This is a genomic window from Gemmatimonadaceae bacterium (assembly GCA_035533015.1).
GTDB lineage: Bacteria > Gemmatimonadota > Gemmatimonadetes > Gemmatimonadales > Gemmatimonadaceae > JAGWRI01.
Window position 1 is genome coordinate 57,960 of the sequence record DATLUQ010000006.1, and the last position, 15,928, is coordinate 73,887.

Genomic DNA, 15,928 nt, shown 5'->3' on the forward strand with positions numbered 1-15,928 from the left:
CTTCGGTTCCCCGGCGGTCCGCCGCTGGCCGATTCAGGGAGCGGCCGTCATTGGATGCCCCCGGACTGCCGGATGGCCGCGCGCAGGCGCTCCTCGCCGGCTCTGGCCTGCTGGTCCAGGTCCTCGAATACCGAGAACTGGGCGGGGGTCGGTGCGGCGTAGGCCAGATCGATGTCGGCCGCGAGATAGGCCAGGTGGCTGCGCAGCTTGGTCTCGTGCAGCAGACTCCCCTCGCTGGAATGCAGGTCGAGCTGCACGAGGCCCTTGATGGCGGTGTCCAGTACCGCGGCCGGCCGGCCGCCGGCCGCGAGCCGATCGCGCACCTCGATCGCGCGATTGATGGTCCGATCGAGCGAATCCAGCGCGCCGTGGATCTTGAGCTGGAGGGCCAGCCGGCTCTCGAGTGCTTCCTGACCGGTGTGAATTCTGGGATCGAGCGCCACGTCGAACGTCTGCGTCATCTCGTGCCCGCCGTAGCGCAACACCACCCGGTAGCTCCCGGGGGTGACCATCGGCCCGTCCACCTCGTCGGGCAGTCCGCCGGCAGCGATCGGCGGCTCGAATCCGGTGACCTCGGTGGCGTCGGGGTAGCGCAGATCCCACTGGAAGCGGTTCATGCCGGGCGCGATGCCCGTGAGCCGTTGCTCCGCCGCGAGCTTCCGCTGCGGGGGACTCTCCTGTTCCAACTGCGCGGCCGTGGGCGTGACCTTCGCTTTCGGGTGGAGATCGAACTGCCGGATCATCCGGCCCTGAGCGTCGGTGAACGACAGGGTCACGGGCGTCTTGCCATCGTAGTTGGACGGAACCTGGAAGAACACCGTGGCACCGAACGGCGGATTCTCTCCGGCGTCGCCTCCACCGCGTCCGCCGCCGGATCCGTAGGCGTGCGTCAGCCACGCCTGCTGCGGCGTGAACAGCGCCGCGCTGTCGGCGGGCGGCGCCGAGCGTCTGGTCATCTGCTCGAGCAGCGCGAGGTTGTCCAGTATCCAGAACGCGCGCCCGTGCGTGGCGATCACCACGTCGCCCTGGCGGGTGTTGATGGCCACGTCGCGCACCTGCACGGGAGGAAGGTTGAGCGACAGCGGCTGCCACCGCGTCCCGCCGTCGAGCGTCACGTACACGGTGCGCTTGGTCGCGAGGAACAGCAGATCGGCATCGTTCGGGTCCTGCCGGACCGCGAACACGTAATCGTCGTGCGACACGCCCTGGGTGATCGGCGTCCAGTGCTGGCCCAGGTCCGTGGTCTTGAACACGTAGGGGGTGAAGTCATCCCACATGTAGCGTTCAACCGTGAGATAGGCGGTTCCGCGGTCCACGTGCGACGGCTCGATGGAGCTGACGTCCGACCAGGTGGGCAACCCCGGCGGGGTCACGGCCTGCCAGTGCGCGCCGCCGTCGGTGGTCACGTGCACGAGCCCGTCGGACGAGCCGGCCCAGATCTCTTGGCCGTCCATCGGGGAGACCGCGATGGCCGACACGTAGGGATAGACCTCGGCGCTCGACTGATCGAGGTCGATCGGGCCGCCGCTCGGGACTTCGGTGGCCGGGTCGTTGCGCGTGAGGTCCGGGCTGATCGTCTGCCAGGTCTGTCCGTGGTCGTCGCTCTTCATCACGTACTGCGAACCGATCAGGAGTTCGTTCGGATCGGCCGGTGAGAAGAGGATCGGGTGCGTCCAGGCGAAGCGGTACTTGAGTTCGGCCGACGACGCGCCTTCCTGATAGTTCGGCCAGGGGCTGACGCTCTGGTACTCTTCCGTGGACTGATCGCGCCTGAGGAAGATGCTGAAGTAGCCGGCGCCGTACGTGAGATTGGGCTGGCCCGGTTGGGGCACCGACGGCGTGCTCTCGCCGTATGCCGTGGACGTCCAGGCGCTCAATGGCACGCTCTGCTGGCTCGTCGCGCTTGGTCCGCCCACCGAGCCCTCGTCCTGTTGCGCGCCGTACATGTGGAACGGGAACTGGTCGTCCAGATTCACGTGGTAGAACTGCCCCGTGGGCTGGTTGTGTTCGGTGCTCCAGGTCTTGCCGCCGTCGGTGGAGACCGTGGCGCCCCCGTCATTGCCCTCGAGCAGGATCTTCGGATCGTGGGGATTGATCCAGACCACGTGATTGTCCCCGTGCGGCGGGTGGAGCGGCGTGAACGTCTTGGCGCCGTCGTGGGACACGAACAGGCCGTCCACTTCGGGCATGTACACCGTGTTGGGATTCGTCGGATCGGCGAAGATCGCCATGTAGTAGAACGCGCGTTGCCGGAGTTTCCATTCCGCGTTCACGCGCTTCCAGGTGGCGCCGCCGTCGCCGGAGCGGAACACGCCGCCGTTCTTGGCCTGGATGATGGTGTAGACCACGTCGGGATCGCTCGCCGCCACGGTGATGCCGATCTTGCCGAGCATCTCGTGCGGCAGGCCCGGATGGCGGGAGATGTTGGTCCAGTGCGCGCCGCCATCGGTGGTCTTGTAGATCCCGCTCCCCGCGCCTCCGCTCACCAGCGTCCAGGGCTTCCGGTAGGCCTGCCACATGGCAGCATACAGCACGTTCGGGTGCTGCGGGTCCATGACCAGGTTGATCGCGCCGGTGCTGTCGTTGACGAACAGCACGCGCGTCCAGGTGCGACCGCCGTTGGTGGTCTTGAACACGCCCCGGTACTGGTCCGGTGTGAACACGTGCCCCATGGACGAGGCGTACACGACGTCCGGGTTCTTGGGATCGATGACGAGATTACTGATCGTGTGCGTGTCCTCGAGGCCGGCGCGCGCCCACGTCTTGCCGCCATCCGCCGATCGGAAGACCCCGTCGCCCGAGATCATGTCGCCGCGAATGTCGCTCTCGCCGGTGCCGGCGTAGAGGACGCGCGGGTTGGACGGCGCCACGGCGATCGCGCCGATGCTGTTGCTCGTGCCCGGCAAGGTGCTGTCGGAGACGTTGGTCCATCGGATGCCGTAGTCCGTGCTCTTCCAGATGCCGCCGTCCACGGCGCCCATATAGAAAAGATTGGGATTTCCCGGGTCCCCGCTCACGGTCACGACGCGGCCGCCGACGTACGGGCCCACGCTGCGCCAGCGCAGGGCGCTGAGCGGCGGGCCGGCGACGGCCGTCTGAGCGGCGGCCCTTCCCGGCGCCATGATGATGGCGGCGGTCAGGGCGGCGGTGAACAGCGAGCGGGTCTTGGTGAGCGCGATGGTGAGGCGTGTCATGCGCATGCTCCTCGGAAGCAACGGCCAGCGTTCTTCGGCGGACGTGGGTAGCGAGGGTTGGGGGACCCACTGACATACTAGCACCACCACACCATTATTGACCAATGGGCTACCGGTGGGCGGCCGATGCGATCGTGGCGGTGCACTTCGGATTCGTGGCGTTCGTGGTGCTGGGTGGCCTGCTGTGCCTCCGCTGGCCGCGCGCCGCGTGGGTCCACGTGCCCGCCGTGGTGTGGGGCGCATTCGTCGAGTACAGCGGGGTGATCTGTCCGCTTACGCCGCTCGAAGTGTCGTTACGCGAGCGCGGCCGGGAAGTGGGCTACGCGGGCGGATTCGTGGAGCACTATCTCATCCCCATCCTCTACCCTCACGGGCTCACCCATCACGTGCAGGTGATCCTGGGCACGTTCGTCCTCGTGCTCAATGTGGCGATCTACCTCGACGTGATCAGGCGCTGGCGGCGCTCGACGCCAGCCGGCCGGCGCTGAGCGCCGGGCGCGCTCCTGGGTGAATCTCGGCAATTGCCTCCCCGGCGCATGGGGTGCATGTTGTACCCCCACTCCCCCCGAACACCCCCGACGCCGGGATCCGCCCTTTGTCCAGTTCGCCCTCGCACGGTACACGGGATGCGCTCGCTCGACGCCAGGCCGCACTGCTGCGTCTGAGCACGGGCATCGCGGAGGCGGCGGACGAGGACGAGGTCTGCGCGCGCGTGGTGCACGGGCTGCGGGACGACTCGCTGGGCTATCAGTTCGTGGGCATCTTCCTCGTGGACGAGGCGACGGGCGGCCGGCGCATGCGCGCCAGCGTCGGATGGTCCGACATCCCACCCGACATGATGATCCCCGCGGGCGAGGGGCTGAGCTATCGGGCGATCGCCACCGGCCGCCTGCACTACACCCCCGACGTCGCCCTGGAGCCCGCGTACATCCCCGGACTCAGCACGGGCTGCGAGGTGGACGTCCCGCTGCTCATCGACGGCAAGGCGATCGGCGTGCTCGTGGTGGAGTCCGAGACGCCCAACGCGTTCGACCACGACGATCTCGAGATCCTGGGCGCGGCCACCAACCAGGCCGGCATCGCGATCGCGCGGGCGCGGTTGGCGCACGAGCAGCGGCGGCTGTTGGCGATCGAGCGGCGGCGCGGCGAGGAGCAGCGCGCGCTCCTGGAGACGATGGCGGATCTGTCCGGCGAACTGGAGCTGTCGAAGCTGCTGCAATCGGTGCTCGAGCGCGCGGTGGGCCTGCTGGGCGCATCGGCCGGAGAACTCGCCGAGTTCGACCCCGTGAAGCGGGAGCTCGTGGTCGCCGCGAACTTCCACGTGGACCCGCCGACCATCGGCATGCGGCTCAAGCCCGGCGAGGGGGCGATGGGGCGCGCCGCGGAGACCGGCGAACCGCTGATCATTGCCGACTACACCCAGTGGGCCGGCCGTTCGACGAAGTACTCCGGGATCGACGCCCACGCGGCGCTCGCCGCGCCGCTGATGATGGGCGGCCGTCTGGTGGGCGCATTCAACATCTGGACCACCGATCCCACCCGCGCGTTCGGCGCCGACGACTTGCGGCTGCTCAACATGTTCGGCCCGCACGCCGCGGTGGCCATCGAGAAGGCGCGGTTGTTTGCCGACGCGCAGCGCGAACGGCAGTACTTCCAGGAACTCGTGCGGAACAGCCCCGTGGCGATCGTCACGCTGGACCCCGAGCACCGGGTGGTCTCGTGCAACCCCGCGTTCGAATCCCTGTACGGGTACGCCGAACCGGAACTGGTGGGCCGCAACCTCGACGAACTGATCACCACCGCGGAATCGCGTTCGGAGGCCGTGGGCTACACCAAGCAGGCGGTCGGCACGACGGTGCGCGGCGTCGGCCGGCGCCGCCGGAAGGACGGATCGGTGGTGGACGTCGAGGTGCTGGCGGTGCCCGTGGTGGTGAACGGCGAGCGCGTGGGGATGATGGGCCTGTATCACGACATCACGGAACTGCTCGCGGCGCGCCGGGAAGCGGAATCGGCCAACGCGGCCAAGAGCCAGTTCCTGGCCTCGATGAGCCACGAACTGCGCACGCCGCTCAACGCGATTCTCGGATACAGTGAGATGCTGCAGGAGGACGCGGCCGACGCAGGCCAGGCCGGACTCATCCCCGACCTCGAGAAGATCAACGCGGCCGGTCGGCATCTGCTGACGCTGATCAACGACGTGCTCGACCTGTCCAAGATCGAGGCCGGCAAGATGGAATTGACCACCGAGACCTTCGCGGTGCGGCCGCTGGTCGTGACGGTGGCGTCGACGGTGGCGCCGCTCATCGACCGCAACGGGAATCGGCTGGTGGTGGAGATCGGCGATGACGTGGGCGAGATGGACGGCGACGGCCTGCGCGTGCGCCAGATCCTGCTCAACTTCCTGTCGAACGCGGCCAAGTTCACCGACCACGGCACGATCACCCTGTCGGCCCGGCGGGCCGGCGACGAGATGCTGTTCGCGGTGGGCGATACGGGAATCGGAATGACGGAGGAGCAGTTGGGGCGGCTGTTCCAGGCGTTTGCGCAGGCCGAGGCCTCGACGGCGGCGAAGTATGGGGGCACGGGGCTGGGACTGGCGATCAGCAAGAAATTCTGCGAGATGATGGGCGGCCGTGTGGCCGTCGAGAGCGTGCCAGGCGAAGGCACGACCTTCACCGTGCGACTGCCGGTGGGCGGGCCGGCGGCGGTGGTTGAGATGGTGACGGCGGTGGAGGGAACGGACGGGCCGACGGTACTCGTGATCGACGACGACCCGGCGGCGCGCGGACTCCTTCAGAAGATGCTGGCCAGGGACGGGTTCCGCGTCGTCACGGCGGCGGACGGCAAGACAGGGCTGGCCATGGCGCGGTCGAAGCGGCCGGCGGCGATCACGCTCGACGTGATGATGCCCGGAATGGACGGATGGGCCGTGCTCACCGCGCTCAAGAGCGATCCTGACCTGACCGAAATCCCGGTGGTGATGGTCACGGTGCTCGAGGACAGTCAACTCGGCTTCGCACTGGGTGCCGCGGACTATCTGACCAAGCCGGTGGAGCGGGCCCGCCTCGTCGAAGCGCTCACGCGCGATCGGGGCAGCGCGGCGGAGGCGGAAGCGTCGCTGCGCCAGCAGGGGTGGCGCATCGCGGTCCCGGAGACGAACCGGGCCGTGCTCGTGGCCGAGATGCGCGCGCTCATCGCGGGGCGTGCGGTGGGGCGGGCATCGTGACATTCGTGCCGCCGGACGTCGTGGTGCCCGACGAGCCGTCGCGTCGGCAAGCGGCGCTCCTCCGCCTGTCCACGGGGATCGCCGAGGCGGAAACGGAGCAGGCGATCTGCCAGGCGGTGGCGCGAGGCCTGCACGACGCGGCGTTGGGGTACGACTTCGTGGCCGTGCTCCTGGTGGATGCCGAGAGCGGCGACCGCGTGCTCACGGCGAGCCGCGGCTGGCGCGAGGCGCCTGAAGGACTCCGCGTCCGCCCTGGACAGGGACTGTCCGAGCGCCCGCTGATGGACGGCCGGTTGCACTACACGCCGCAGGTGACGGACGATACCCACTACCTCCCGACGCGCAACGAGGGGTCCGAGGTCGACGTCCCGATTCGCGTGAACCAGGCACTGGTCGGGGTGCTCGTGGTGGAGAGCAACCGGCCGCATGCGTTTCAGCCCGATGATTTCGACATCCTGCGAGCTGCCGCCAACCAGGCGGGCATCGCCATCGGACGGGCGCGCCTTCTGACCGCCGAGCGGCAGCGCGCGGACGAACAGGCGGCGCTCCGGGCCACGATGGCCGACCTCGCGGCGAACCTCGACCTCTCGGACCTCTTGCAGGCGGTGCTCGAGCGCGCCGTGCAACTGCTGCGCGTGAGCCACGGCGAGCTGGCCATCTATGACGCGCGACGGCGCGAGCTGGAGATCGTCGCGAGCTTCAACGTCGGCAAGCAGGACACCTCCGGCACGCGACTGCAGCTCGGCGAGGGAGCGATGGGCCAGGTGGCGCTGACGCGGGAACCGCTGATCATCCCGTCGTACCAGGAATGGACGGGCCGATCGGCCCAGTACGCGCAGGTGGATTTCCACGCGGTGATGGTCGCGCCGCTGCTCATGGCGGGAGAGCTGGTGGGCGCGATTGCCGTCATGGACCGGGAGGTCGCCCGCCAGTTCAAGGATCATGACCTGCGGCTGCTCGAACTGTTCGGGCCGCAGGCCGCGATTGCCATCGCCAACGCCCGCCTCTTTGCCAGCGAGCGACGCCGCGGCGAGGAGCAGCAGGCGCTGCTCGACACGATGAAGGATCTGGCCGGCGAGCTGGAGCTGTCGAAGGTGCTGGAGCGCGTGCTCGCTCGCGCCGTCACCCTGCTCGACGTGACCGGCGGCGAACTGGCCACGTACGACGAATCGCGGGGCGATCTGGTGATCGTGGCGAGCCACAACATGGGCACGAACGCCGTGGGAAGCCGCATGGCGCTGGGCGAAGGGGCAATGGGCCAGGTGGCCGAGACGCACCGCGCGATGATCATCCCGCACTACCAGGAGTGGGCCAAGCGCTCCGAGCAGTACGAGCAGAGTACCGTCCAGTCGGTGATGGCCGCCCCGCTCATCATCGGGCAGCGGTTGATGGGGGTCATCGCCTCGGTGCACTCCGACCCGGCCCGCGCGTTCGGCCCCGATGACCTGCGCCTGCTCGAGCTGTTCGCGCCGGAGGCGGCGATCGCGATCGAGAACGCACGCCTGTTCACCGAGTCGCGGCAACAGCGCCAGTACTTCAAGGAACTCGTATCGAACAGCCCCGTGGCGATCGTGACGCTCGACGTCGAGCACAACGTCGTGTCCTGCAACCCCGCCTTCGAGCGATTGTACGGCTACACCGAATCCGAGGTCACCGGTCGCAATATCGACGACCTCATCACCGACGAGGCCACCCGTTCCGAGGCCGTCACCTACACGGAGCAGGCGCTGGGCAGCACGGCGGTACAGGTCATCAGCCGACGCCGGCGAAAGGACGGAAGCCTCGTGGACGTCGAGGTGCTGGGGGTCCCCGTGGCCGTGGACGGCCGGAAGGTGGGAGCCATGGCGCTCTATCACGACATCACCGATCTGCTCGCCGCGCGCCAGGCGTCGGAGGCGGCCAACGCCGCCAAGAGCCAATTTCTGGCAGCGATGAGCCACGAACTCCGCACGCCGCTCAATGCCATTCTCGGGTACAGTGAGATGCTGCAGGAGGACGCCGCCGAGAAGGGCGACGCGAGCATCATCCCCGACCTTGCCAAGATTCACGCGGCCGGAACCCACCTGCTGACGCTGATCAACGACGTACTCGACCTGTCCAAGATCGAGGCCGGCAAGATGGAGCTGTACCTCGAGACGTTCGACGTGCGCCCGCTGCTCGAGACGGTGGCGACCACCGTCCAGCCCCTGGTTGCCAAGAATGGGAATCGACTGGACCTCGACGCCGCGGAATCCCTCGGCAAGATGCACGCCGATGCCACCCGGGTGCGGCAGGTGTTGCTCAACCTGTTGTCGAACGCCAGCAAGTTCACGGATCACGGCACGATCACCCTGTCGGCACGGCGGGTGGGCGGCGAGATGGTGTTCGCGGTGCGCGATACCGGAATCGGAATGACGGAGGAGCAACTCGGACGCCTGTTCCAGGCCTTCGCGCAGGCCGAGGTGACGACCGCGGCGAAATACGGCGGCACGGGGCTCGGGCTCGCGATCAGCAAGAAATTCTGCGAGATGATGGGCGGACGTGTGGCCGTCGAGAGCGTGCCCGGCGAAGGCACGACCTTCACCGTTCGACTGCCGGTGGGCGAGCCGGCGGACGTTCGGACCGCCGAGGCGGCCACGGCTGGCCCCGGCGAGGGGCCGGACATGGCGGGCTGGCCAACCGTCCTGGTCATCGACGACGACGCGGCTGCGCGCGACCTCCTGCAAAAGATGCTGGTGAAGGACCGGGTGCGCGTGGTTGCGGCGGCGAGTGGGGAGGAGGGACTCGCGCTGGCGCGTGCCGAGCGGCCGGCCGCGATCACGCTGGACGTCCTCATGCCGGGCATCGATGGATGGGCCGTGCTCACGGCGCTCCGCGACGATCCCACGCTGGCGGACATTCCGGTCGTGATGACGACGATGCTCGACGACCGGAACCTCGGGCTCGCCCTCGGCGCCTCGGAGTATCTCACGAAGCCGATCGATCGCAAGCGGCTGACGGCGGTGCTGGCGCGCTATCTGCCGTCCGGCGCCGGGTCCGTGCTCATCGTCGAGGATGACGCGGCGACGCGAGCCGTGATCCGTCGGGCCGTTCGCAAGGCGGGCCGCGACGTGCGCGAAGCCGAGAACGGCCGCGTGGCGCTTGCCCGCGTGGACGAAGCACTGCCGTCGCTCATCCTGCTCGATCTGATGATGCCCGAGATGGACGGGTTCACGTTCCTCGAATCGTTGCGCGCCCGCGACGCGTGGCGCGGCATTCCGGTGGCCGTGATCACGGCCAAGGAACTGACGGCCGACGATCACCGGCGGCTCAACGGCGGCGTGCAACAGATCGTGCGCAAGGGCGCCGGCAATGGCGACTTTCTCGCCGAGGTCAGGGCGCTCGTGAAGGCGGGCACGCGATGAGCGGAAAAGGCTCGGCCCCCAGGCCGGGGCGCACGCCTGCGCGCCCAACCCCTCGCAACCACGCCGCGCGACGCCAGGCGGCCCTGTTACGGCTCAGCACCGGCATCGCGGCGTCGCACGACGAGGCGCAGGTCTACCAGTCGGTGGTGAACGGTCTCCAGGACGAAGCGCTCGGCTTCAACTTCCTCGGTGCGTTCATTCTCGAGGCCAGCAGCGGCGACCGCGTCCTGCAAGCGAGCCGCGGCTGGAAGGACGTTCCGGAGCACTGGCGGGTGAAGCGGGGCACGGGCCTCAGCCAGCGCGCGATCGATGACGGCCGGCTGCACTACACGCCGGACGTGACGCACGACGCGCAATACCTGCCGAGCCTGAACACCGGCTCGGAGGTGGATGTGCCGCTCCGCGTGGACGACGCGACGATCGGCGTGCTCGTGGTGGAGAGCAGTGAACCGAACGCGTTCACCGCCGATGATTTCGAGGTGCTCCAGGCGGCCGCCGACCAGGCGAGCATCGCCATTGGCCGGGCGCGCCTGCTCCGCGCCGAGCGACGGCGCGCCGACGAACACAAGGCCCTGCTCGATACGATGGCCGATCTTTCGGCCGAACTCGAGCTGCCGCGCGTGCTGCAGGCCGTGCTCGCCCGCGCCGTCACGCTGCTGGACGTGACCGGCGGCGAAGTCGCCATCTTCGACCCGGAGACCCAGGAACTGGAAGTCGTGGCGAGCGAGCACATCGGCAAGGATTCCATCGGCACCCGGCTGAAGCTCGGCGAGGGCGCCATGGGCACGGTTGCCGAGACGCACCAGCCGTTGATCATCCCCTCGTATCGCGAGTGGGCAGGTCATTCGGCCAAGTACGCCGACATCCTCGTGCATTCGGTGATGGCCGCGCCGCTCCTCATTGGGCGGCGGCTGGTGGGAGCCATCGCGACGACCCATGCCGATCCGGCGCGCATCTTCACGGACGAGGACCTGCGGCTGCTGAACCTGTTCGCGCCCCAGGCGGCGATCGCCATCGAGAACGCGCGGCTCTACACCGTGGCGCAGCGCCAGCGCCAGTACTTCGAGACGTTGGTGCACAACAATCCAGTGGCCATCGTGACGCTCGACGCCAACCACGCCATCGTCGCCTGCAATCCGACGTTCGAGAAGTTGTTCGGGTACCCGGAAACCGAGGCGGTGGGACGCCAACTCGACGACCTGATCTCCACGTCGGACACCCATTCCGAAGCGGTGGGATACACCCGGGAGGCGCTCGACCGTCCCGTACGCGGGATCGGGCGCCGGCGGCGGAGCGACGGCACGCTGGTGGACGTGGAAATCCTCGGCGTGCCGGTGATCGTGGACGGCGAGCGGGTGGGGCTCATGGGGCTGTACCACGACATCACCCAGTTGCTCAGCGCGCGACGCGAGGCCGAGCAGGCCAACGCCGCGAAGAGCCAGTTCCTCGCCTCGATGAGTCACGAACTCCGCACCCCGCTCAATGCGATCATCGGGTACAGCGAGATGCTCCAGGAGGAAATGGAGGAACTCGGGCAGCCGCAGGCGGTGACGGATCTCGACAAGATCCGCGCCTCGGGACGGCACCTGCTGGCGCTCATCAACGACATTCTCGACCTCTCGAAAATCGAGGCCGGCAAGATGGACGTGCACCTCGAACAATTTCCGGTGGATGCCGTGGTCGATGAAGTGCTCGTTACCGCCCAGCCGCTCGTGGCGCGAAAGGGCAACCGTCTCGAGGTGCGCCGGCGCGGCGAGGCCGGCGCCATGCGATCCGATCGCACCAAGGTGCGGCAGATTCTGCTGAATCTGCTGTCGAACGCGTCGAAATTCACCGAAGCCGGCACGATCACGTTCGCCCTCGACACCGAGGACGGCCGCGTGAGCGTCTCGATCATCGACACCGGCATCGGGATGACCGCGGACCAGATGAACCGGCTGTTCGAGGCGTTTGCCCAGGCGGACACGTCGATCGCGAGTCGATACGGCGGAACCGGTCTCGGCCTCGCCATCTCGCGCCGCTTCGCCCGGCTGTTGGGAGGCGAGATCCACGTGACCAGCGTGCCCGGACAGGGCTCCACGTTCACCGTCGACTTCCCGCGCGACGCGGGCGCGACGGCCACGTGATGACGGAGAACAATCACATGGCACACATCCTGCTCGTGGAAGACAACGAGATGAATCGCGACATGCTCTCGCGGCGTCTCCAACGAAAGGGCTACACCGTCGATTTGGCGATGGACGGCCCGGAAGGGATCGTCAAAGCTTCGTCGGGGGGTTACGCCCTGGTGCTGATGGACATGAGCCTGCCCGAGATCGACGGGTGGGAGGCCACCCGGCGCATCCGCGCTACCGACGGCGGCAAGACCGTGCCGATCATCGCCCTCACGGCGCACGCCATGCAGGGCGACCGCGAGAAAGCCATGGCGGCCGGCTGCAACGACTACGACACGAAGCCCGTGGACCTCGAGCGGCTGCTGGGCAAGATGCGCGCCTTGCTGGGCGAGCACGCATGAGCGAAGCGCGCCCGACGGGCGAGGTGGCCTCGCTCCGCCACAACCTCCGCACGCCCGTGAATCACATCGTGGGCTACGCCGAGATGCTCCTCGAGGACGCCGAGGCCAGCGCGGACGAGTCGCGGCGCGCGGCCCTCGAGGCCACGCTCCAGGCGGCGCGGCGTGTGCTGCGGATGATCAACGAGGCGCTCTCGTCGGGGCGCGCGACCGTCGCCCCGGCCGACCTCAAAGCGCTGTACGACGCCCTGCGCGGTCCGCAACGCGAGATCGTGCAGGCCATGACGCCGCTGCTCGCGTCGGGCGCCACCGACGAGCAGTTCGTGGCAGACGTACGGCGCATTCTGTCGGCCGCCGAGCATCTGGTGGGCGCCGAGCCAGCGGCCTCGACCGCCGAGCACCGGGCGAAGGCGGTGCCCGACGGCACGGTGCCGGCGCGGATCCTGGTGGTCGATGACAATGAGGGGAACCGTGAGGTGCTGAGGCGCCGGCTCGAGCGGCAGGGCTACGCCGTCGAGTTGGCGGTGGATGGCGAGACGGCCCTCGAGAAGGTCGCCGGTGCCCCGTTCGACCTCGTGCTCCTCGACGTTCTGATGCCGGGACTGGACGGCTATGCCGTGCTCGAACGCCTCAAGGGCGACGCGGCCACGCGCGACCTGCCCGTGATCATGATCTCGGCGCTCGACGACATGGCGAGCATCGTGCGGTGCGTCGAGGCGGGCGCCGAAGACTATCTTCCCAAGCCGTTCGACCCCGTGCTGCTCCGGGCGCGGATCGGCGCCTCGCTGGAAAAGAAGCGGCTGCGCGACGTCGAACGCGAGTATCTGGCCAAGGTGAGCGAAGTGATCGGCGCGGCCACCGCTGTGGAGGCCGGCACCTACCGGCCCGGCACGCTCGCCGACATCGCGCAGCGCGATGATGCGTTGGGCCGGCTGGCACGCGTGTTCGACGGGATGGCGGTGGAAGTGCGCGCCCGCGAGGAACGCCTTCGCGATCGCCTGCACGATCTCCAGACGGAGATCGCAATGGCTCGGCGTGATTCCAAGGAGGACGCCGGCACGTCCGACGGCCACAATCTGACGAGCGGCGAGCGATTCGCGGGCCGCTACGAAGTCCTGGCCGTGATCGGGCGCGGCGGAATGGGCACGGTATACCGCGTGCGCGATCTCGAACTCGACGAGGAATTGGCGATCAAGACGGTGCGACCGGAACTGGTGGCCGATCCCGTACTCGTCGAACGGTTCAAGGACGAGATCCGCCTCGCCCGCCGAATCACCCACCACAACGTCGTGCGCATCCACGACTTCGGGGAATGGGCCGGCGTGTACTTCCTGACCATGGAGTACGTGGAAGGGATCACGGTGCGCAATCTGCTGGACACGCGCGGTCATCTGGAGGTGTCGCCGGCGCTCGCCATCGCCGCGCAGCTCGCCGATTCGCTGGCCGTGGCCCATGCCGAAGGGGTCATCCACCGCGACATCAAACCGGAGAACCTCCTGCTCGACGCCGCCGGCGTGCTGAAGGTGATGGATTTCGGTGTCGCGCGGCTCGCCCAGGGCGCGCCCGGGCGAACCGAGGTGGGATTGGTGGTGGGCACGCCGGCGTATATGGCGCCGGAACAGTTGATGGCCGAGGAAGTGGATTCGCGCAGCGACCTCTACGCTGCGGGCGTCGTGCTCTACGAGTGCCTCACCGGCCGGCTGCCGCACGCACCGGGCTCGCTGATGTCGCTGATCGCCAAGATGCTGCACGAAGAGCCCGAGCCGCCGATCAAATTGAACCCGGCCATTCCGCCGGCGCTCTCGGCGCTCGTGCTACGCCTGTTGGCCAAGGACCCCGCCGACCGCGTGCAGAGCGCGAGCGAACTGGCCAAGCTGCTCGCGTCCATCGGGTAGCCGGCGGGGATCGCGCGCGCGACCGTCAGTGCTCGATGATCTCGTCGAGCCCCACGTCCGCGTACTGACCGCCCGTGGTCTGATGCACGTGCACGGCCAGCACATTGCGGCCCGTCTTCAACGCGGCGCGCGCCCGCGCGCCGAGCGGCAAGCGGACGTAGCCGCTGGTGTACCCACTGAATTGTGCCACGAGGGTGCCGTTGAGATAGATGTCGGCGTCGTCGTCGTGCGCGATGTTCCAATAGGGATCGGCGAGCGCGGCCGACGGGAGGTCGAACGTGCGCCGCATCCAGATGTCGGCCGTCTTCCAGCTGGTACGCACCACCGATCCCGGCGTGCCCTTGGTGCCGAAGCCCGCGTCGCCCTGCGACCAGCCGGCGTCGTCGAAATCGGAAGCCATCCAGTTGGCCGCGGGCTCGCCCGTGGTGTAGCGCCATGACTGCGGCGCGTCCTGCGACGTCGGCACCACGGGGCGGACGGTGGGCATCGGTGCGAACAGGCGCGCGGCTTCGGCCGACGCGGCGGCGGGATCCTGCTTCACGATCGCGCGGTCGTAAGTCATCAACCCGTTGACCTCGACCTCGACATCGGTGGTCTGGGTGTACACCGCGGCGGCGAGCCCCTGTGCTTCCAGGAGGCGCAGCTGATCGAGCAGTTGGCCGTAGGCGGCGCGCAGCTGGATGGTGTCGGCGTACGTGCGGTAGCCCCAGTTGTTCCTGGGCAGCCAGGTGTGCCCTTCGAGGGGGAGGCCGAGTCCGCCGAACTCACCGAGCACGGCAGCGCGGAACTTCTCCACCGGCGGCATCGCCGGGCCGGGGTACGAGTGGATGTCCACGACATCGCCCACGCCGTGGTCGGTCCAGCCGGTGGCGCTGTTCACCAGGCGGGTGGGGTCGTGCTGCGTGATCCAGGCAGTGATGCGCCGTGTGTCGAACTGTCCCCAGCCTTCGTTGAACGGCACCCACATCACGATGGACGGATGATCGCGCAGCGCGTCGATCATGCGGCGGAGTTCCGTCCGGAACTCGGCCTGGGCGGCGGGCGTTCTGTTCACGCCGCTGGGCATGTCCTGCCACACGAGCACGCCGACGCTGTCGGCGAGGTGGTACCAGCGGTCGGGCTCCACCTTCACGTGCTTGCGGATCATGTTGAAGCCGAGCCGTTTGGTCATGACGATGTCGTTGAGCATCGCGGCTTCGGTGGGTGGTGTGTAGAGCCCGTCGGGCCACCAGCCCTGGTCGAGCGGTCCGTATTCGAACAGCGGCTTGTTGTTGAGGAAGAGGCGGCGGTAGCCCGCCGAGTCGGTGCCGACGGCGATCTTGCGCATGCCGAAGTAGCTGCTCACGGTGTCGCCGGTGGCGAGCGAGATGTACAGGCGGTAGAGGAACGGATCGGACGGCGACCAGAGGTGCGGATGCGGGATGTGCACGACGATCGGCTGGCCCACCCGCCCCATGACGACGTTGATGTCCCCGCGGCCGGAGCCGGTATTCGTGCCGATCCAGGCGCCGGGCGCGGCGTTGGCCACGTCGATGTTCAGCGTCACCGTGCTGTCATCGATGTCCGGTGTGGCCACCACGCGCGTGATGTACGCGGCGGGCACCGGCTCGAGCCACACCGTCTGCCAGATGCCGGTGACGGCGCTGTACCAGATGCTGTGCGGACGGAGCACCTGCTTGCCGCGGGGCTGCTCGCCGCGGTCGGTGGGGTCCCAGACG

The 15,928-nt window shown here is 68.4% G+C and carries 8 protein-coding genes; 6 read left to right on the top strand and 2 right to left on the bottom strand.

All coding sequences use genetic code 11. The annotated features are described in order from the left end of the window. Positions 1 to 47: 47 nt before the first annotated feature. Positions 48 to 3,194 carry a glycosyl hydrolase gene (locus VNF92_01085; GenBank protein ID HVA56456.1) on the bottom strand — a complete coding sequence of 1,049 codons (3,147 nt, stop codon included), beginning with the start codon at positions 3,192 to 3,194 and terminating at the stop codon, positions 48 to 50. A gap of 104 nt (positions 3,195 to 3,298) precedes the next feature. On the opposite strand from VNF92_01085, the gene VNF92_01090 reads away from it, so the two are divergent. From VNF92_01090 to VNF92_01115, 6 genes are all read left to right on the top strand, one after another. Beyond that, positions 3,299 to 3,682, top strand: a complete 384-nt coding sequence (locus VNF92_01090) for a DUF2784 domain-containing protein (GenBank protein ID HVA56457.1) — start codon at positions 3,299 to 3,301, stop codon at positions 3,680 to 3,682. Between the two features lie 107 nt (positions 3,683 to 3,789). Then, positions 3,790 to 6,420 (top strand): GAF domain-containing protein, encoded by a 2,631-nt coding sequence (locus VNF92_01095; protein ID HVA56458.1) that lies wholly within the window; start codon positions 3,790 to 3,792, stop codon positions 6,418 to 6,420. Next, positions 6,417 to 9,803 (top strand): GAF domain-containing protein, encoded by a 3,387-nt coding sequence (locus VNF92_01100; GenBank protein ID HVA56459.1) that lies wholly within the window; start codon positions 6,417 to 6,419, stop codon positions 9,801 to 9,803. Before VNF92_01095 ends, VNF92_01100 begins: the two co-directional genes overlap by 4 nt. Continuing rightward, positions 9,800 to 11,929, top strand: a complete 2,130-nt coding sequence (locus VNF92_01105; protein HVA56460.1) for a GAF domain-containing protein — start codon at positions 9,800 to 9,802, stop codon at positions 11,927 to 11,929. Before VNF92_01100 ends, VNF92_01105 begins: the two co-directional genes overlap by 4 nt. Before the next feature lie 17 nt (positions 11,930 to 11,946). Then, complete coding sequence (locus tag VNF92_01110; protein ID HVA56461.1) at positions 11,947 to 12,318, top strand: response regulator; 372 nt, start codon at positions 11,947 to 11,949, stop codon at positions 12,316 to 12,318. Then, complete coding sequence (locus VNF92_01115) at positions 12,315 to 14,210, top strand: response regulator (GenBank protein ID HVA56462.1); 1,896 nt, start codon at positions 12,315 to 12,317, stop codon at positions 14,208 to 14,210. The genes VNF92_01110 and VNF92_01115 overlap by 4 nt, the downstream gene beginning before the upstream one ends. Positions 14,211 to 14,235: 25 nt before the next feature. On the opposite strand, the gene VNF92_01120 is transcribed toward VNF92_01115, so the two are convergent. Further along, positions 14,236 to 15,928: glycoside hydrolase family 2 TIM barrel-domain containing protein (locus VNF92_01120; protein HVA56463.1), on the bottom strand; the 1,693-nt coding region annotated here is incomplete at its 5' end.

What these genes read in the sequence shown, in the direction of transcription:
- VNF92_01110 (HVA56461.1), top strand. Translation starts at nt 11,947, where the DNA reads ATGGCACACATCCTGCTCGTGGAAGACAACGAGATGAATCGCGACATG.
- VNF92_01105 (HVA56460.1), top strand. Translation starts at nt 9,800, where the DNA reads ATGAGCGGAAAAGGCTCGGCCCCCAGGCCGGGGCGCACGCCTGCGCGC.
- VNF92_01090 (HVA56457.1), top strand. Translation starts at nt 3,299, where the DNA reads ATGGGCTACCGGTGGGCGGCCGATGCGATCGTGGCGGTGCACTTCGGA.
- VNF92_01085 (HVA56456.1), bottom strand. Translation starts at nt 3,194, where the DNA reads ATGACACGCCTCACCATCGCGCTCACCAAGACCCGCTCGCTGTTCACC.
- VNF92_01115 (HVA56462.1), top strand. Translation starts at nt 12,315, where the DNA reads ATGAGCGAAGCGCGCCCGACGGGCGAGGTGGCCTCGCTCCGCCACAAC.